The sequence below is a fragment of the Pantoea sp. y20 genome (assembly GCF_054903455.1).
Genome location: NZ_CM142816.1, coordinates 2,747,791 through 2,765,211 on the forward strand (window position 1 = coordinate 2,747,791; position 17,421 = coordinate 2,765,211).

Here is a 17,421-nt window from a genome sequence, read left to right on the forward strand (position 1 = left end):
TTATGAGCCCGGAAAATAGCGACCCTCTGATCCTTGTTGTAGAAGATGAACCCAAACTGGCGCAGCTGATGATTGATTATCTGCAGGCGTCCAACTATCGCACGCACCACATTGCCGACGGTAACGCGGTGTTGAGCTATGTTCAGCACACGCCGCCGGACCTGATGCTGCTGGATTTGATGCTGCCCGGCCGCGACGGCTTAACGCTGTGCCGCGAAATTCGCCGTTTCTCGGAACTGCCGATCATCATGGTGACCGCGCGCACCGAGGAGATTGATCGCCTGCTGGGGCTGGAAATCGGCGCGGATGACTATATCTGCAAGCCGTTCAGCCCGCGTGAAGTGGTGGCGCGCGTCAAAACCATTTTGCGCCGCGTCAAACGTTCGCCGGAAGAGGCGCAGCAGGAATCGCCTCTGCATATTGATGAGAGCCGCTTTCAGGCCAGCTGGCGTGAACAACAACTGGAGCTGACGCCCGCCGAATTTCGTCTGCTGAAAACGCTGGCGCTGGAGCCGGGAAAAGTGTTCTCGCGCGAGCAGTTGCTCAATCATCTCTACGACGATTACCGCGTAGTCACCGATCGCACTATCGACAGTCACATCAAAAACCTGCGCCGCAAGCTGGAAAGCCTCGATGCGGAACAGCCGTTTATCCGCGCGGTGTACGGCATGGGGTATCGCTGGGAAGCGGACGTCTGCCGCTTGCTGTAGCCTGCAACGGCTTACATTGATCCAGGTCAATTTACATCGGGTGCGGGCCTGCCTACAATTCCCCACCTTTTGCAGGGCCGTATAATGCGGCCGCTGCACCTGCCATCCACGATGGCATGCTGACCTGACATCAGTGAGAAAATCCATGTTAAAACCTGAACTGCTTTCTCCAGCGGGATCGCTGAAGAATATGCGCTATGCCTTTGCCTACGGCGCTGATGCCGTCTACGCTGGCCAACCGCGCTACAGCCTGCGCGTGCGCAACAACGAATTCACCCACGAGATTCTGGCGCAGGGCATCAATGAAGCCCATGCGCTCGGTAAGAAATTCTACGTGGTGGTCAACATCGCCCCGCACAACGCCAAACTGAAAACCTTTATCCGCGATCTGACGCCGGTCATTGCCATGCAGCCGGACGCGCTGATCATGTCCGATCCCGGCTTGATTATGCTGGTGCGTGAAGCCTTTCCGCAGATGTCGATTCATCTGTCGGTGCAGGCCAACGCGGTCAACTGGGCCACGGTGAAATTCTGGCAGCAGATGGGGCTGACGCGCGTGATTCTTTCACGCGAGCTATCGCTGGATGAGATTGCAGAAATCCGTCAGCAGGTGCCGGAAATGGAGATTGAGATCTTCGTGCACGGCGCGCTGTGCATGGCTTACTCCGGCCGCTGCCTGCTCTCGGGCTACCTCAACAAACGCGATCCTAATCAAGGGACCTGCACCAATGCCTGCCGCTGGGAATACAAAGTGGAAGAAGGCAAGCAGGATGAGATGGGCAATATCGTCGGTTTCCATGAGCCGGTTAAGGTGCAGGAGCCGACTTTGGGCGTCGGCGCCACCACCGACCGCGTGTTCCTGCTGGAAGAGAAGATGAAGCCGGGTGAGGTGATGAGCGCCTTCGAAGATGAACACGGCACCTACATCATGAACTCTAAAGATCTGCGCGCGGTGGCGCACGTTGAACGCCTAAGCCAAATGGGTGTTCACTCGCTGAAAATCGAAGGCCGCACTAAATCCTTCTACTACTGCGCGCGTACCGCACAGGTTTATCGCCGTGCCATTGACGATGCCGCTGCGGGTAAACCCTTCGATCCAGCGCTGCTGGAGACGCTGGAAGGTTTGGCGCATCGCGGTTACACCGAAGGCTTTCTGCGTCGTCATACCCATGACAGCTATCAGAACTACCAGCAAGGTTTCTCCATCTCCGAGCGCCAGCAGTTTGTCGGCGAATTCACCGGCGAACGTCGCGGCGACTGGGCGCAAATTGCGGTGAAGAATAAGTTTATGCTCGGGGATTCTGTCGAGATCATGACGCCCGAAGGCAACCTTAATTGCACGCTGGAAACCATGCAGAACGATAAAGGATCGGCGGTGGACGTGGCGCCAGGCGATGGACACCGCGTGTGGATCCCGGTCCCGAAATCGGTCAACCTCGCCTTCGCCCTGCTGCTGCGTAACTTCACCGATGGCAACAGCACCTACGATCCTCACGGGAAAAATCGCACATAAAGAAAAGAAAATGGCGAAGTTAGAGTAGGATCACAGACCCTTTCTTCGCCTCGCTTTAGAATCTCGCCTGCTGCTAACGAGTAAGAATAAAAGCAGGTAGTACCAGGAACCACCTCATTCACCCGCCCGGCTCCCCCGTGCGGGTTTTCTTTTTTAATCGCCCACCGATTTTTTCGTCGCCCGCCGATAAAGTTCTCTCCCCAGCTATGCTATAACCAGTGCTCTGTCTCTAGCATCAAGGAACTGATAATGCAAAACAAACCGCTGACGCTGCTGATCCTCAACGGGAAAGGCGCAGGTAATGAAGATTTGCGCGCTGCGGTGAATACGCTGCGTGATGAAGGCTTTAATCTGGCGGTGCGCGTCACCTGGGAAAAAGGTGATGGCGATCGTTATGTACAAGAAGCGGTCGCTTTGCAGGCAGAAACCGTGGTGGCTGGCGGCGGTGATGGCACCATTAATGAGATCGCGACCGCGCTGGCGGGATTACCCGAGCAGCAGCGTCCGGCGCTGGGCATTTTACCGCTCGGCACCGCCAATGATTTCGCCACCAGCGTCGGTATTCCTGAAGGGATGGAACCGGCTTTACGTCTCGCGCTGGTGGGAAAAGCCACGGCTATCGATTTGGCGCGCGTGAACGGCGATCGCTACTTTATCAATATGGCGACCGGCGGATTTGGTACACGCATCACCACCGAAACGCCTGAAAAGCTGAAATCGGCACTCGGCGGCGTGTCGTACTTTATTCATGGTTTGATGCGCGTCGATGCGCTGAAACCGGATCGCTGTGAAATCAGCGGCCCCGGCTTTAACTGGCAAGGCGATGCGCTGGTAATTGGCATCGGCAATGGACGTCAGGCCGGCGGCGGACAAAAGCTCTGCCCGGATGCACTTATCAATGATGGACAGCTCAACCTCAGCATCGTCACCGCGCAAGAGCTGCTGCCAACGTTGCTGCATTCGCTGACGCGTGATGATGAAAATCCGAATATCGTCACGGCGCAGCTGCAGTCGCTCACCATCCGTTCACCCCATGAGATGACGTTTAATCTGGATGGCGAACCGCTGACGGGAAGTGAGTTTGAGATTGAAGTGATGGCGGGCGCACTGAGCTGCCGTTTGCCGCCGCAATGCCCGTTACTTGCTTAATGCACATTACCGTAGCGGCGCGCTTTCAACGGCGCGCAATACATTGCGCCGCTACGATGTTGTTCAGTTAACTGTAATTACACTTTCATCCAGCGGCGTTCCAGTGCGGAAACCGCAACAGCTTCCAGCACCTTCTGCACCTGCAATCCTTCGGCGAAATCTGGCCACATGCGATCGCCAGCGGCAATGCCATTGATTAAATCGCGAATCTCGACGGTTTTCTGATCGTTGAAACCGATGCCGTGCCCGGCAGAGACGCAGAAATTGGCGTAATCCGGATGCGCCGGACCGGTCAAAATGGTTTTGAAACCCTGGCGGCCTGCCGGTTCATCGTGAATATACAGCTCCAACTCGGCCATACGTTCCTGGGTATAACGCAGCGTGCCTTTGGTACCGGTGACCACATAGGTCAGGCCCATTTTGCTGCCGCAGGCGATACGCGAGGTTTCAAACACGCCGTGCGCACCGTTTTTAAAGCGCAGCAAGGCGCTGGCCTGATCTTCGTTTTCCACCGGCAGCAGGCGTGAAGCATCCTTCGGATCCGGACGCTCTTTAATCACCGTCATCATATCGCCGCTGACTTCTTCAATATCACCGACCAGATAGTGCGCCATATTCACAATATGCGCAGCGAGGTCGCCAAGCGCGCCTAATCCGGCCAACGCTTTCTGGCAGTGCCAATCGAGCGGCGTTTCCGGCCGTGCCAGATAATCTTCATTGTGCGTGCCGTAGAAGTGCACCACATCGCCGATTTCACCACGCGCGATAATCTCGCGCGCCAGTTGGCTGGTGGGGTTTTTCATGTAGTTAAAGCCGACCAGCGTTTTAACGCCGGCCTGCTGCGCCGCTTGTACCATCTCTTCCGCATCGGCCACTGATAGCGATAGCGGTTTCTCCGAGTAAACGTGTTTGCCGTTGCGAATCGCTTCCAGCGCCATCTCTTTATGCAGGAAGTTCGGCGCGCAGATATCAACCACATCGATGTTAGGATCGCGCACCAGCTCATGCCAGTCGCCAGTTGAACGGGCAAATCCAAAGGTTGCCGCCTGTTTCGCTGCCAGCTCAGGATTCACTTCCGCCAGCATCTCACGCACGATCTCGCCTTTCAGGGCAAAAACCGTAGGTGCCTGAGCGTAAGCAATCGCGTGACAACGACCGATGTAACCACTACCAATCATTCCGATTCTGACTTTGTTCATGACTATTCCCGCATTCGCTTAAGAGTTGATCTGGAATATATGTTTCGCTTTTTGCCCCGACAACGGCGAAATGAAATATCTGTGATCATGCATGCGAGGTATCTGACAAAATCGACAAATCAGAATGTAATTTTGCATAGAGATGGTGATCATCGTCACAAAAAAGCTGCCGTCAGCGGCGATTTTGCGGCGCTGAGTTGATGCCGAGCGTGCAATTGACGCTTTATTCAGCAGTCAGACCGAATTGTGAAAAAGTGTTTTGACAAGGCGAGGTCCGCTCGATAATATGCGCCCCGTTCAAACGATTCCTCTGTAGTTCAGTCGGTAGAACGGCGGACTGTTAATCCGTATGTCACTGGTTCGAGTCCAGTCAGAGGAGCCAAATTCTTAAAAAGAGCAGCCTACAAGGCTGCTTTTTTTATGTCTGCGATTTGGGTGCGCTTTTTCCCTCACCCTAGCCCTCTCCCAGCGGGAGAGGGAACAGTCCAATGCAACATTCCTTTATGCGTACGCCGATCGGCTTCCTCTCCTTTGGGAGAGGGTTGGGGTGAGGGCAGCCACGCGCCCTGTGATTCTGTTCACAACTCTGTAACGCCGACTTGTATGGTAGTATTTGTGCGCGTATTTTTTCATCATTGCATTCCCGTTAAAGCCGGTTGAGCCACTGAAGGTGGCAGCCAGCAAGGAGTAAATGATGAAAAGTGTAGTGATTGAGCAACCGGGCGAACTGGTATTGGCAGAGCGTCCGCTGCCGCAACCCGCTGCAGGTGAAGTACGCGTGAAGGTGAAATTTGCCAGCATCTGCGGTTCCGATGTGCATATCTGGCACGGTCACAATCCTTTCGCTAAATATCCACGCGTGATTGGTCACGAATTCTTTGGCCTGATTGATGCGGTTGGCGATGACGTTGCCGCCAGCCGCATTGGCGAACGCGTGGCGGTCGATCCGGTGGTCAGCTGCGGTCACTGCTATCCCTGCTCGATTGGTCGCCCAAACGTCTGCAAAGAGTTGCAGGTGATTGGCGTGCACCGCGACGGTGGCTTTAGCGAATATGCCGTGGCGCCAGCAAAAAACGCCTTCCGCCTGCCGGATAGCGTTCCCGACAAACTCGCCAGCATGGTCGAACCTTTCACCATCGCGGCCAATATCACCGCCTTCCTCAAACCACAACCAAACGATGTGGCACTGATTTACGGTGCCGGGCCAATGGGCCTTACCGCCATTCAGGTGCTGAAAGGCGTGTATGGCGTTGAACAGGTATTGGTGGTTGATCGTCTGCCAGAACGGCTGGCGCTGGCGCAGGAAAACGGTGCCGATCAGGTGTTCAACAACAGCGAAATTCCGCTCGCCGCGCAGCTGGAAGGCGTGCAACCAACGCTGATTATCGACGCCGCCTGCCATCCTTCGATCCTGGCAGAAGCCGCCGCCCTCGCCTCACCGGCGGCGCGTATCGGCCTGCTGGGTTTTTCTGGCGAGCCGTGCAGCATCACGCAGCAAAGTCTCACCAGCAAAGAGCTGTCGCTGTTCACCTCGCGTCTCAACAGCAATCGCTTCCCGCAGGTGATTGAGTGGATTGAGCAAGGCCAGATCCAGCCGGAGAAACTGGTGACGCACTATTTCCCGCTGGCAGACGTTGAGCAAGCCATGACGCTGTTCGAAAAAGATCCCCGCACCTGCTGCAAAGTGATCCTACAAATGGGTTAAGTTAACCCGCACACCAGGTGTCCCCATGCCGGTCCCTTACCCGCCGGCATTATTACTATAAAAAATGACGATGACGGAGTTTCTATGTTTAAGAACCTGCGCTGGACCCTCGTACTGCTGTTGTTCCTGGTGTTTATGATCAACTACCTTGATCGTATCGCCCTCTCTCTGACGGTACCGCTGGTGGAAAAAGACCTGATGATCAACGCCGAGCAGTTCGGCATGATTTTCGGCAGCTTCTTCTTCGGTTATGCCCTGTTTAACTTCATCGGTGGGCTGGCGACGGATAAATTTGGCCCGACCATCGTGCTCGGCACCGCCGTTGGCATGTGGTCGCTGTTCTGCGGCCTGACCGCGATGGCGACTGGCTTCTGGTCGATGATGATTCTGCGCGTGCTGTTTGGCATGGCGGAAGGCCCCATCTCTGCCTCAGCGAACAAAGCCATTAACGGCTGGTTCCCGAAAAAACAGGCCGCCACCGCAATGGGCTTACTCAGCTCGGGTTCACCGCTGGGTGGCGCGGTTGCCGGTCCGATTGTTGGCTATCTGGCGCTGTCGTTCGGCTGGCGTCCGGCGTTTGTAGTGATCGCCGCGATTGGCTTCGTCTGGCTGGCGCTGTGGTTCTTCTTCGCGTCAGATAATCCGGCGAAAAGTAAGCGCGTCTCGGCAGAAGAGCGCGCCTTAGTAGAAAAACTGAAAGCCGAAGAACCGGCCGACGTGATCGACTCAAGCGGCGCCGCGCATGGTTTAGGCTTTTATCTGCGCCAGCCGATCATTCTGGTCACCGCCTTTGCCTTCTTCTGCTACAACTACATTCTGTTCTTCTTCCTGAGCTGGTTCCCGGCGTATCTGGTGCAGGCGCACGGCCTCGATATCAAAGCGATGAGCATCACCACCATGATCCCGTGGATTGTTGGCTTCGTGGGCCTGGCGCTGGGTGGTTGGATCTCCGATAAGATTTTCAACATCACCGGCAAGCTGCTGCTTTCACGAAAAATTGTGCTGGTGGTTTCACTTACCGCCGCGGCGATTTGCGTGGCGCTGGCAGGTACGATAAAAGAGGTCAACTCGGCGGTGATCATGATGTCGATCTCGATCTTCTTCCTCTACATCACCGGCGCAATTTACTGGGCGATTGTGCAGGACGTGGTGCACAAAAGCCGTGTCGGCAGCATCAGTGGCTTTATCCATCTGATTGGTAGCTTGTCCGGTGTGATCGGCCCGGTGGTGACTGGCTTCATCGTGCAGCACTCCGGTAAGTTTGACAGCGCCTTTATCCTCGCAGGTGCGGTGGCTGGCGTCGGTGCGCTGCTGGTGCTGCTGGTGATTCGTGAACCAAAAGCCACCAATAAACCGGTTTCAGTGTAAATCTCATGGGGCGCTGAGCGCCCCATTTGCTAAAAGGAATGACTATGTTAGAGCTTGAACGCCTCCCCGCTGATGTCCAACGCCCCGCTTACGATCGTAGCCAACTCAAGACCCGCATGGTGCACATCGGCTTTGGTGCCTTCCACCGCGCGCATCAGGCGCTGGCGACCGATAAGCTGGCCGCTCAGGGCAGCGACTGGGGCTATTGCGAAGTGAATCTCAACAGCGGCACGCTGATTCAGGCGCTGCGTCAGCAGGATCTGCTCTACACGCTAACCGAAATGGCGGATGAGAGATTACACACGCGGGTGATTGGCGTGGTGACGCAAGCGCTGCATGGCAAAGGCGACGGCATTGAGGCGGTGATCGAGGCGATGAGCCAGCCGGACGTGGCGATTGTCTCGATGACCGTAACCGAGAAAGGTTATTGCTACATGCCGTCGAGCGGCAAGCTCAATCCCGATCATCCCGATATTGTGCACGACCTCGCTCATCCTGGTGAGCCACGTTCGCTGCCCGGCTTGATTCTGGCGGCCATTATCCGCCGCCGCGAACGCAATTTGCCGCCGTTTAGCGTGATGTCCTGCGACAATATGCCAGAGAACGGTCATGTCACGCGCAACGTGATCACCCAGTTGGCCGCGCGCCACAACCCTGCGCTGGCGGAGTATATCCAGGCGCACATTACTTTCCCTTCGACCATGGTTGATCGCATCGTCCCGGCCATGACCGATGCAGCGTTCGACACGCTGACGGAACGTTTGGGCAGCCGCGATCCGGTGGCGGTTGAAGCCGAACCGTTTTTCCAGTGGGTCATCGAAGATAACTTCGTTAACGGACGTCCGGCGTGGGAAAACGCGGGTGCGGAGCTGGTCAGCGATGTGCTGCCGTTCGAAGAGATGAAGCTGCGGATGCTCAACGGCAGCCACTCGTTCCTCGCGTATCTCGGTTTTCTCGCCGGTTATGAACACATCAGCGATTGCATGGCGGATGCCAGCTATCGTGCGGCGGCGCGCGCGTTGATGTTGCAGGATCAGGCGCCGACGCTGCGCACGCAAGGCGTCGATCTCGACGCCTACGCTGATTCCCTGATTGCGCGTTACGAGAATCGCGCCATCAAACATCGTACCTATCAAATCGCCACCGATGGCACACAAAAACTGCCGCAGCGCCTGCTGGATAGCGCGCGCTGGCATCTGCGCAATGGCACCTCGTGCGATTTCGTGTTGCTGGGCGTGGCGGGCTGGATGCGCTACGTCAGCGGCGTGGATGAGCAAGGTCAGGCCATGGAGATTCGCGATCCGCTGAAAGATCAGCTGGCGGACATTGTGGCAAACAGTGAGGACGGTGCGCCACGCGTTAAGGCGTTGCTCAGCCTCAACGCCGTGTTCGGTGACGATCTGCAGCAGCAGCCCGCCTTTGTCTCACGCGTGACTGAACTCTATCAGCAACTGGTTAAACAGGGCGCGCGCGCCACCGTTCAAAGCCTCGTCACACAAGGCTAAGCGCCTGCACAAATGTGTAGCGCAGACGCAGCGTGCTGATTAGACTGAACCTTTCTTAACGGGCTGGCAGATGCCAGCCGTAATACGGATATTGCTGCATGTCGACTGCCTATACCATAACCACCAGCGAACCGGTAAATCAGCAGATCTATCGTTATCTGCGCAAAGATATTGTGACCTGCGTTATTCATCCGGGCTCGCTGCTGTCGGAGAAGGAAGTGTCGGCGCGTTTTAACGTGTCACGTCAGCCGGTACGTGAAGCCTTTATCAAGCTGGCGGAAGCCGGACTGGTGCAGGTGCTACCGCAGCGCGGCACCTTCGTGCGCAAAATCTCCGCTCAGCGCGTGGCCGACGGTCGTTTTATCCGGGAAGCGGTAGAGATCGCCGTGGTTCGCCGCGCCGCGCAGGAGATGGGTGCGACCGGATTGATGGCACTGGAGCATAACCTGCAGCTGCAGCGTCTCGCCGCTGAACGTCATGACAGCCAGGCTTTCCTGGGGCTGGACGATGAGTTTCACCGCTTAATTGCTGAAGGGATTAATTGCCTGCTGGCGTGGGAAACGGTGGAGAACATTAAAGCTACCATGGACCGCGTGCGCTTTCTGACCCTGAGCGAAGTGTCACCGCCGGAGCGTTTGATTCAGCAGCATGAAGATATCTATAACGCGTTGAAAGAGCATGATGTTGAGGCAGCTGAAAGCGCAATGCGCCGTCATCTGCAGGAGATGATTTTGACCATTACGCCGATTGCCGAGCGTAATAGTGAGTGGTTTGAGGCGCCTTGATTTAGTGCTCGCGGTCCCCCTCCTGGGTCCTCCCCCATTAATGGGGGAGGAAGATGCTGCAAAATGTAAGTGTTGAAGCCGCATATGGCAGCATCTCCTTCCCCCGCTCGCGGGGGAAGGCCGGGATGGGGGACAGCGAGCACAGACCCCACTCAATCAAGCAATCGTCACATCCTTCGACAAATACACATCCTGCACCGCATTAATCAGCTGCACGCCCTCTTTCAACGTCTTCTTAAACGCCTTGCGCCCCAGAATCAGCCCCATGCCGCCGGCACGCTTATTGATCACCGCCGTACGCACCGACTCCGCGATATCCGTTTCACCCGCAGAAGCGCCGCCGGAATTGATCAAACCCGCGCGTCCCATATAGCAGTTCGCCAGCTGGTAACGCACCAAATCTATCGGGTTTTCCGTAGTCAGCTTGCTGTAGACGCGCTCATCGGTGTGACCAAACTTCACCGCGTTATAGCCGCCGTTATTCTCCGCCATCTTCTGCTTGACGATATCCGCACCGATGGTCGCCGCCAGATGGTTGGCCTGGCCGGTTAAATCGGCGCTGGCGTGGTAATCGACGCCCTCTTTCTTGAACGCATCATTACGCAGATAGGCCCAGAGCACCGTCACCATGCCCAGCTCGTGCGCACGTTCAAAAGCCGCCGAGATCTCTTCAATCTGGCGACGTGATTGTTCGGAACCGAAGTAGATGGTGGCGCCAACCGCCACCGCGCCCAGATTAAAGGCCTGTTCCACGCTGGCGTACAACGTCTGATCGTATTGCGTCGGATAGCTCAGCGTTTCGTTGTGGTTTAGCTTCACCATAAACGGAATGCGGTGCGCGTAGCGGCGAGAAACCGAAGCCAGCACGCCGTAGGTAGAGGCGACGCAGTTACAGCCGGCTTCAATCGCCAGCTCAACAATGTTTTTTGGATCAAAATAAGCTGGATTGGCCGCAAAGGATGCGCCCGCCGAGTGCTCAACGCCCTGATCGACCGGCAAAATCGACAAATAGCCGGTGCCGGCTAAACGTCCGGTGTTGTACAGCGTTTGCATGTTGCGCAGTACGGCAGGAGAACGATTGTTGTCGATCATTACGCGATCAACATAATCCGCGCCGGGTAAATAGAGGCTATCCGCTGGAATGGTCATGCAGCGATGTTGAAGAAGGCTATCCGCCTCTTTGCCCAATAACTGTACGATGTCCGTCATGTTCGCTCCTGATAAATGGCTGGATTGGAACCGGCCGTTGCCGATTCGCCCCCAACAGCCTGGACCGGAAAGCGCCAGGCTGGCAAATTGCTGACTCCATTTTTCAGACGGATGCGCAGTGAAAAAGCGGCAATCTGGCGTTACGCCCTACCACCATTGATGGAAATGGTGCACCGGCCCAATGCCTTTGCCGACCTCCAGCGAATCGGCGTGCAGCAGCGCCTGTTGCAGCCACGCCTTGGCTTCAGCGACCGTTGCCGCCCAGCAATCATGGCGCGGACGCAACGCCGCCAGCGCGGCTGAAAGCGAGCATCCGGTGCCGTGCGTGTGGCGCGTATTGACGCGCGGCGCGGTAAAGCGCTGACGTCCGTCGCGGGTAATCAGCCAGTCCGGGCTTTCGGCATCGCTAAGGTGTCCGCCCTTCATCAGCACCGCTTCGCAGCCAAGATCGAGCAGCGCATCGCCCTGCTGCAACATGGTTTTCTCATCCTGCGCCATCGCGCGTCCCAGCAGCGCGGCGGCTTCCGGCAGGTTTGGTGTGATCAGCGATACCTGCGGCAGCAGCAATTCGCGCACGCTCGCCACCGCATCCGGCGACAGCAGCGCATCGCCGCTTTTGGCAATCATCACCGTATCCAGCACCACAAACGGCAGGCTGGCCCGTTTCAGCCGCTCGGCGACCACCTCGACAATAGCGGTTTCGGACAGCATGCCTATCTTCGCAGCATCAATGCGCACATCATTCAGCACCGAATCGAGCTGTGCGCCAACAAAATCAGGTTCGATGCGATACACCGACTGCACGCCGCAGGTGTTCTGCGCCACCAGCGCGGTGATGACGCTGGTGCCATACGCGCCCAGCGCGGAGAAAGCTTTGAGGTCGGCCTGAATACCTGCGCCGCCGCTCGGATCGGTGCCAGCAATGGTCAATGCATTGATGCGTTTCATGCCTCGACCTCCAGCGTCCACAGCGTATCGAGGAAAGCAGCGGCAAAGCTGCCTGGCCCGGCGACCTGGCGCGCTGTCTGCTCACCCGCCAGCGACATCACGCGGCAGGCCGCAGCGACATGCTGCAGGCGATCGCCCGGCAAGCTGGTGCAGGCGGCAACCACCGCCGTCAACGCGCAGCCGGTGCCAACCACGCGCGTCATCAGCGGGCTGCCGCCGGGGATGGCGAATGTCTGCACGCCGTCAGTGACATAATCCACTTCACCGGTCACCGCCACAACGGTGTGGTAATCACGCGCCAGCTGCTGGGCAGCGCTTAACGCGATATCGGCCTGATGCAGACTGTCGACACCGCGTCCGCCGCTAGCCTGTTGCGCCAGTGCGAGAATTTCTGAAGCGTTACCGCGAATCGCCGCCGGTTGCAGGCTCAGTAACTGTTGACAGAATGCGGTGCGCAGCGTTAGTGCGCCGACCGCCACCGGATCCAGCGTCCACGGCGTGCCTGCGGTTTGCGCCGCTTGCACCGCCGCCCACATCGCATCACGACGTTCGCGCGTCAGCGTACCTACGTTTATCAACAACGCATCGGCAAAACCGGCAAACTGCGCCGCTTCTTCAGGATCGATCACCATCGCGGGCGAAGCTTGCAGTGCCAGCAGCACGTTGGCAGTAAAGGTTTGCACCACGTCATTGGTCATGCAGTGCACCAGCGGCGCTTGCTGACGCAGCAATTGCAGAGAGTGCGCGAGTTGCGCGGGGGAAAGAAGGTCAGGCTGTTTCATAAGGCTCCCAACCGGCGATCAAGAAGGCGAATGCGGTCAGGCATCTGACTTCCCTACGCTGGCATTATCCAGATCAGGTCGGCGGGTGTATCTCAGCCCTGTATTAAAGGGGCACCCCGAGTCAAAACTACGTTGGCGAGCATAGGGAACAAGTTGGGGTAAAGCAAGTAAACGCCGCTTTCCTGGAATCTGGCTCACAAAGCAACAAATTACACATTCATGTAACTTATTGATAAAACGCCTTAAAACGACGCTTTTTTGCGTGCTGCGTCATACTTTGTAATAAATTCCATTGATAATTCGCGTCGCGAAAAATAGCATCGCCGGCAACTTGTTTCATGACGAAACAATACGGATTTGTTAATTATTCATGGAAGCATCACGGAGGATTTGCTATGCGTCGGATTCCACGCGCGCCGCTCTCTGCGGCCATTGTCTCTGCCCTGTTTGCCGGCACTTTTGTGCCGGTTCCCTCCGCACACGCCGTGGGTTTTGTCGAAGACGCCACTCTCTCTGGCAATCTGTTTTACTGGCAACGCCAGCGCGATCGCAAAGAGATGGATCCGCAAAAAGGCTCGTACGGTCAGTATGATGCCAATCTGCATCACGCCTCTGCGAATGCCAATCTCGACTTCTCATCCGGTTACGCCGGTGAGGTGATCGGCCTCGATCTGGCAGCGTTTGGCGCGCTGGAGTTAAGCAACGGCGGCCCGGCGGCACCGAATGAAATTGGTTTCAGCAATGCCCGTACGCGCTGGGATGAGGACTGGAGCGGAGATAAGAGCGGCTTAAGTCTCTATAAAGCCGCCATCAAGGCAAAATGGCAGGATAACTGGCTGCGCGCAGGCTATCTGCAGCCCACCGGGCAGACGCTGCTGGCACCGCACTGGAGCTTCCTGCCCGGCACCTATCGCGGCGTTGAGGCCGGCACCACCTTTGATTTTAGCGACGCCGGCGCCCTTTCCGTCTCCTGGATGTGGACTGACGAATACAAAGCGCCGTGGTATCGCGACATGTACAACTTCCGTAAAGCCGATGGCGTGACGGAGATTCCGTGGCTGCAATCCTTTGGTGCCAAATACGATTTTAAAAATGCGCTGGTGCTGGAAGGCGCCTACGGCCAGGCGGCGAATTACATGGATCAGTATTTCGCCAAAGCCTCTTATCAGCTGCCGCTGGCCGATGCACCGCTGCGCACCAGTTATCAATTTTATGGCGCGAAGGATCGTGACAACAGCGGCGTTGGCCAGGTGAACGATGTTTACGATGGCCTCGCGTGGCTGCAGGCGCTGACGTTCGGCTACACGCTCGGCGCGTTCGATTTCCGCCTGGAAGGCACATGGGTAAAAGCCGAGGGTAATCAGGGCTTCTTCCTGCAACGTATGACGCCGTCTTACGCCAGCTCGAATGGCCGCATGGATGTGTGGTGGGATTCACGCTCGGACTGGAACGCCAACGGTGAGAAAGCGCTCTTCGCCGGTGTGATGGTCGATTTGGGACACTGGCAATTACCTGGCTGGCAAGTCGGTACATCGTACGCCTACGGTTGGGACGCGAAGCCTTCCACCAATCCCCTGTACGACCAAAATCAGCGCCTGAAAGAGTCCGCATGGAGCCTCGACCTGGTTTACACCATCCAGCAAGGCCGCGCCAAAGACACCCAATTCAAACTGCACTACACCCGCTACGACAATCACAGCGATCTTCCCAGCTATAGCGGCGGCTACGGCAACATCTTCCAGGACGAGAAAGACATCAAATTTATGGTCGTCGCGCCATTCACCCTGTTTTGACCCCGATCTGGCAGGAGCCAGAGACTTACCTCCGTGGAGAAGGATAACAACATGAAAAAGTTAAAAATCAGTTTACTGGCGCTGAGCGTGATGAGCCTTGCCGCCTGCAGTTCATCCCCGCGCAGTAATCAGCAGGTCGTCGATCAAATCAGTCAGTTCGGCGTGCAGTATCAGGTCACTGACAACCAGGCGGCCGATCACGGCGTGAACTGCGCGAAACTCGGTGCCGATTGGGCATCCTGCAACACCGCTACCATCACGCTGACCAACAACGGTCCGGCGCTCACCAGTAAAAACTGGGCAATCTACATGAGCAACGTGCACGAAACGCTGCGGGTGGATAACGATCAGTTCAAAATGACTCATATCGTCGGCGATTTAACCCGTCTGGAACCGACGGAGAAATTCAAAGGTATCGCGGCGGGTGAGTCGATTGAGATCCCTATCGTCAATGAATACTGGCAGCTGTTTATCACCGACGTGATGCCGCGCTGGTATGTCACCGCCGCCAATGCCACGCCAAAAATTATCACCAGCACCGATACCGAAAACCTCAGCGACTTTGTTAAGCCGTTTGGCGGCCAATGGAAGCGCATTGCCGACGATAAAAACGTGCTAATGCTGCCGCAAAGTCGCTTCTCAAAGAATGCCGATGTGGCGCAACTGCCTGCCAGCGCGCTGCGCGGACAAATCACCCCAACGCCGCGTTCGGTGAAAGTTCATGCGGCGGATGTCGATCTGAGCCGTGGCGTTGCCTTGCATCTTGAGGTATTGGCGGACAACCAGGCTGATGCGGTTAAACAGCGTTTCGATTTGATGGGGCTCAAACCGCAGTCAGCGGGTTATGCGGTTCATACCCGTATCGCCGTTAATCATTTCCAGGGTGCAAATGCGGTTTCCGGTGCTTATGAACTGCGTATTACGCCGCGCGGCACCGATATCATTGGTTACGATCAGGCTGGCGTTTACTACGGCTTAATGTCGTTACTGTCGCTGGTGCCGGCTGAAGGTAAACCGATTATCGCCACGCTCGAAGCGAAAGATGCACCGCGCTTTGCCTATCGCGGTGCCTTCCTCGATGTGGCGCGTAATTTCCACAGCAAGCAAGCGGTGCTGCGCATGCTCGATCAAATGGCGGCGTGGAAGATGAATAAATTCCACTTCCACCTGACCGATGACGAAGCCTGGCGTATCGAAATTCCCGGTCTGTCAGAGTTGACCGACGTGGGCAGTAAGCGTTGTCACGATCTGACTGAGCAGCAATGCCTGCTGCCGCAATTGGGCTCCGGCCCGTTCACGAATAACAACGGAACCGGACATTTCAGCCGCGCCGATTATATCGAGATCGTCAAATATGCGCAGGCGCGCAACATCGAAGTGATCCCGGAAATCGATATGCCCGCGCATGCACGCGCGGCGGTGATCTCTATGGAGGCGCGATATCAGCAACTGATGAAAGCAGGTAAACCGCAGCAGGCCAGTGAATATCGATTGGTGGATCCTACGGATACCTCGAATACCCGTTCCGTGCAGCTGTACGACCGCACCAGCTATCTCAATCCTTGTCTCGACTCCTCGAAGCGCTTTGTCGATAAAGTAATGGGTGAAGTGCAGGCGATGCACCGCGAAGCCGGCCAACCGTTGACCACCTGGCACTTTGGCGGTGATGAAGCGAAAAACATTCGCCTCGGTAGCGGCTACAGCGATGCTAAGAACCCGAAAGCGGGAACGGGCATTTTAGACCAAAGCAAAGAGGACAAACCCTGGGCAAAATCTCAGGTCTGCCAGGCGGTGGTGAAATCCGGCAAGGTGGAAGATCTGGAGCACTTGCCAAGTCACTTCGCGCTGGAAGTGAGCAAGATGGTGAAAGCGCACGGCATTCCGGTGATGCAGGCCTGGCAGGATGGATTGAAAGATGCCACTGACGCGCACGCCTTCGCCACTTCGCGCGTACGCGTTAACTTCTGGGACACGCTCTATTGGGGCGGCTTTGACACCGCCAACGACTGGACGCTGAAAGATTATGAAGTGGTGATCTCCAATCCGGATTACGTCTACATGGACTTCCCGTATGAGGTGAATCCTAACGAGCGCGGCTATTACTGGGGCACACGCTTCAGCGATGAGCGCAAGATGTTTGGCTTCGCGCCGGACAACCTGCCGCAGAACGCTGAAACCTCGGTGGATCGCGACGGGAAGACCTTTGATGCCACCTCGAATAAGCCGTGGTCAGGCGCATACGGCATTTCAGTACAGCTGTGGAGTGAAACCACGCGTACCGATCAGCAGATGGATTACATGGTATTCCCGCGCCTGCTGTCGGTGGCCGAACGCGGTTGGCATCGCGCGGAGTGGGAGCTGAATTATCAGCAAGGTCGCACCTTTAAAGGAGGTGAAACCCACTTCGTTAACCAGCAGCAGCGCAATCAGGACTGGCAGCGTTTCGCCAACCTGTTAGGCCAGCGTGAGCTAGGCAAGATGGATAAAGCCGGTATTCACTACCGTTTACCGGTGCCGGGTGCGCGCGTCGAGAATGGCACACTGACCATGAACATTGCGCTGCCGGGTCTGCCGCTGGAGTATAGCCTGGATAAGGGTAAGCGCTGGCAGCGTTATCAACCGCATGCTAAACCGGCGATTACGGCTAGCGATAAAGTCTGGGTGCGTAGCGTGAGTCCGGATGGCAAACGCTTCAGCCGCGCTGAAGCACTTTAAAAACTTTCTGCCCCTCGCTGGAGTGCCTGGGGCGAACACT

Annotated in this window: 13 protein-coding genes, 1 tRNA gene and 1 riboswitch; of the genes, 10 read left to right on the top strand and 4 right to left on the bottom strand. The window is 56.6% G+C overall.

The features are described 5' to 3' along the window. Window positions 1-2 precede the first annotated feature (2 nt). The 3 genes from baeR to yegS all read left to right on the top strand — a co-directional run bounded on the left by baeR (window position 3) and on the right by yegS (window position 3,372). Window positions 3-710 carry an envelope stress response regulator BaeR gene (gene baeR / locus ACYAC5_RS12845; protein WP_101763346.1) on the top strand — a complete coding sequence of 236 codons (708 nt, stop codon included), beginning with the start codon at window positions 3-5 and terminating at the stop codon, window positions 708-710. Between the two features lie 145 nt (window positions 711-855). Continuing rightward, complete coding sequence (trhP, locus tag ACYAC5_RS12850) at window positions 856-2,223, top strand: prephenate-dependent tRNA uridine(34) hydroxylase TrhP (protein WP_462061869.1); 1,368 nt, start codon at window positions 856-858, stop codon at window positions 2,221-2,223. Window positions 2,224-2,472: 249 nt separating this feature from the next. Next, window positions 2,473-3,372 carry a lipid kinase YegS gene (gene yegS / locus ACYAC5_RS12855; protein WP_110866633.1) on the top strand — a complete coding sequence of 300 codons (900 nt, stop codon included), beginning with the start codon at window positions 2,473-2,475 and terminating at the stop codon, window positions 3,370-3,372. Between the two features lie 77 nt (window positions 3,373-3,449). Here yegS and ACYAC5_RS12860 read toward each other — a convergent pair whose 3' ends face one another. Next, the gene (locus ACYAC5_RS12860; protein WP_217548664.1) at window positions 3,450-4,571 is read right to left on the bottom strand and encodes a Gfo/Idh/MocA family protein; all 1,122 of its coding nucleotides are present in this window, start codon (window positions 4,569-4,571) and stop codon (window positions 3,450-3,452) included. 306 nt (window positions 4,572-4,877) lie between these two features. On the opposite strand from ACYAC5_RS12860, the gene ACYAC5_RS12865 reads away from it, so the two are divergent. From ACYAC5_RS12865 to ACYAC5_RS12885, 5 genes are all read left to right on the top strand, one after another. Further along, window positions 4,878-4,953 (top strand) — tRNA-Asn (locus ACYAC5_RS12865). Between the two features lie 312 nt (window positions 4,954-5,265). Then, window positions 5,266-6,276 carry a Zn-dependent oxidoreductase gene (locus ACYAC5_RS12870; RefSeq protein ID WP_462062979.1) on the top strand — a complete coding sequence of 337 codons (1,011 nt, stop codon included), beginning with the start codon at window positions 5,266-5,268 and terminating at the stop codon, window positions 6,274-6,276. 84 nt (window positions 6,277-6,360) lie between these two features. After that, entirely contained in the window at window positions 6,361-7,644 is a 1,284-nt protein-coding gene (locus ACYAC5_RS12875; protein WP_101763341.1) for an MFS transporter, read from the top strand. A 44-nt stretch (window positions 7,645-7,688) separates the two neighbouring features. Beyond that, a complete protein-coding gene (locus tag ACYAC5_RS12880) occupies window positions 7,689-9,149 on the top strand; it encodes a mannitol dehydrogenase family protein (RefSeq protein WP_462061870.1) in 1,461 nt (486 codons plus the stop codon). Between the two features lie 98 nt (window positions 9,150-9,247). After that, window positions 9,248-9,934, top strand: coding sequence for a GntR family transcriptional regulator (locus ACYAC5_RS12885; protein ID WP_462061871.1), 687 nt, complete (start codon window positions 9,248-9,250; stop codon window positions 9,932-9,934). A gap of 156 nt (window positions 9,935-10,090) precedes the next feature. Here the strand turns inward: ACYAC5_RS12885 and fbaB are convergent, their stop codons facing one another. From fbaB to thiM, 3 genes are all read right to left on the bottom strand, one after another. Next, window positions 10,091-11,143 (bottom strand): class I fructose-bisphosphate aldolase, encoded by a 1,053-nt coding sequence (gene fbaB, locus ACYAC5_RS12890; protein WP_192233358.1) that lies wholly within the window; start codon window positions 11,141-11,143, stop codon window positions 10,091-10,093. 147 nt (window positions 11,144-11,290) lie between these two features. Beyond that, entirely contained in the window at window positions 11,291-12,091 is an 801-nt protein-coding gene (gene thiD / locus ACYAC5_RS12895) for a bifunctional hydroxymethylpyrimidine kinase/phosphomethylpyrimidine kinase (RefSeq protein WP_280171874.1), read from the bottom strand. Continuing rightward, window positions 12,088-12,873, bottom strand: coding sequence for a hydroxyethylthiazole kinase (gene thiM / locus ACYAC5_RS12900; protein WP_280171875.1), 786 nt, complete (start codon window positions 12,871-12,873; stop codon window positions 12,088-12,090). Before thiM ends, thiD begins: the two co-directional genes overlap by 4 nt. 33 nt (window positions 12,874-12,906) lie before the next feature. Further along, window positions 12,907-13,002: riboswitch (TPP riboswitch) on the bottom strand. 266 nt (window positions 13,003-13,268) lie between these two features. Between thiM and chiP the strand changes: the two genes are divergently transcribed. Then, window positions 13,269-14,666 (top strand): chitoporin ChiP, encoded by a 1,398-nt coding sequence (gene chiP / locus ACYAC5_RS12905; protein WP_192233354.1) that lies wholly within the window; start codon window positions 13,269-13,271, stop codon window positions 14,664-14,666. Window positions 14,667-14,717: 51 nt separating this feature from the next. Beyond that, a complete protein-coding gene (locus tag ACYAC5_RS12910; protein WP_462061872.1) occupies window positions 14,718-17,381 on the top strand; it encodes a family 20 glycosylhydrolase in 2,664 nt (887 codons plus the stop codon). Window positions 17,382-17,421 lie beyond the last annotated feature (40 nt).

Bases quoted from the DNA above. Each gene is read 5' to 3' on its own strand.
- baeR (WP_101763346.1), top strand. From the start codon at position 3: ATGAGCCCGGAAAATAGCGACCCTCTGATCCTTGTTGTAGAAGATGAA.
- trhP (WP_462061869.1), top strand. From the start codon at position 856: ATGTTAAAACCTGAACTGCTTTCTCCAGCGGGATCGCTGAAGAATATG.
- yegS (WP_110866633.1), top strand. From the start codon at position 2,473: ATGCAAAACAAACCGCTGACGCTGCTGATCCTCAACGGGAAAGGCGCA.
- ACYAC5_RS12860 (WP_217548664.1), bottom strand. From the start codon at position 4,571: ATGAACAAAGTCAGAATCGGAATGATTGGTAGTGGTTACATCGGTCGT.
- ACYAC5_RS12870 (WP_462062979.1), top strand. From the start codon at position 5,266: ATGAAAAGTGTAGTGATTGAGCAACCGGGCGAACTGGTATTGGCAGAG.
- ACYAC5_RS12875 (WP_101763341.1), top strand. From the start codon at position 6,361: ATGTTTAAGAACCTGCGCTGGACCCTCGTACTGCTGTTGTTCCTGGTG.
- ACYAC5_RS12880 (WP_462061870.1), top strand. From the start codon at position 7,689: ATGTTAGAGCTTGAACGCCTCCCCGCTGATGTCCAACGCCCCGCTTAC.
- ACYAC5_RS12885 (WP_462061871.1), top strand. From the start codon at position 9,248: ATGTCGACTGCCTATACCATAACCACCAGCGAACCGGTAAATCAGCAG.
- fbaB (WP_192233358.1), bottom strand. From the start codon at position 11,143: ATGACGGACATCGTACAGTTATTGGGCAAAGAGGCGGATAGCCTTCTT.
- thiD (WP_280171874.1), bottom strand. From the start codon at position 12,091: ATGAAACGCATCAATGCATTGACCATTGCTGGCACCGATCCGAGCGGC.
- thiM (WP_280171875.1), bottom strand. From the start codon at position 12,873: ATGAAACAGCCTGACCTTCTTTCCCCCGCGCAACTCGCGCACTCTCTG.
- chiP (WP_192233354.1), top strand. From the start codon at position 13,269: ATGCGTCGGATTCCACGCGCGCCGCTCTCTGCGGCCATTGTCTCTGCC.
- ACYAC5_RS12910 (WP_462061872.1), top strand. From the start codon at position 14,718: ATGAAAAAGTTAAAAATCAGTTTACTGGCGCTGAGCGTGATGAGCCTT.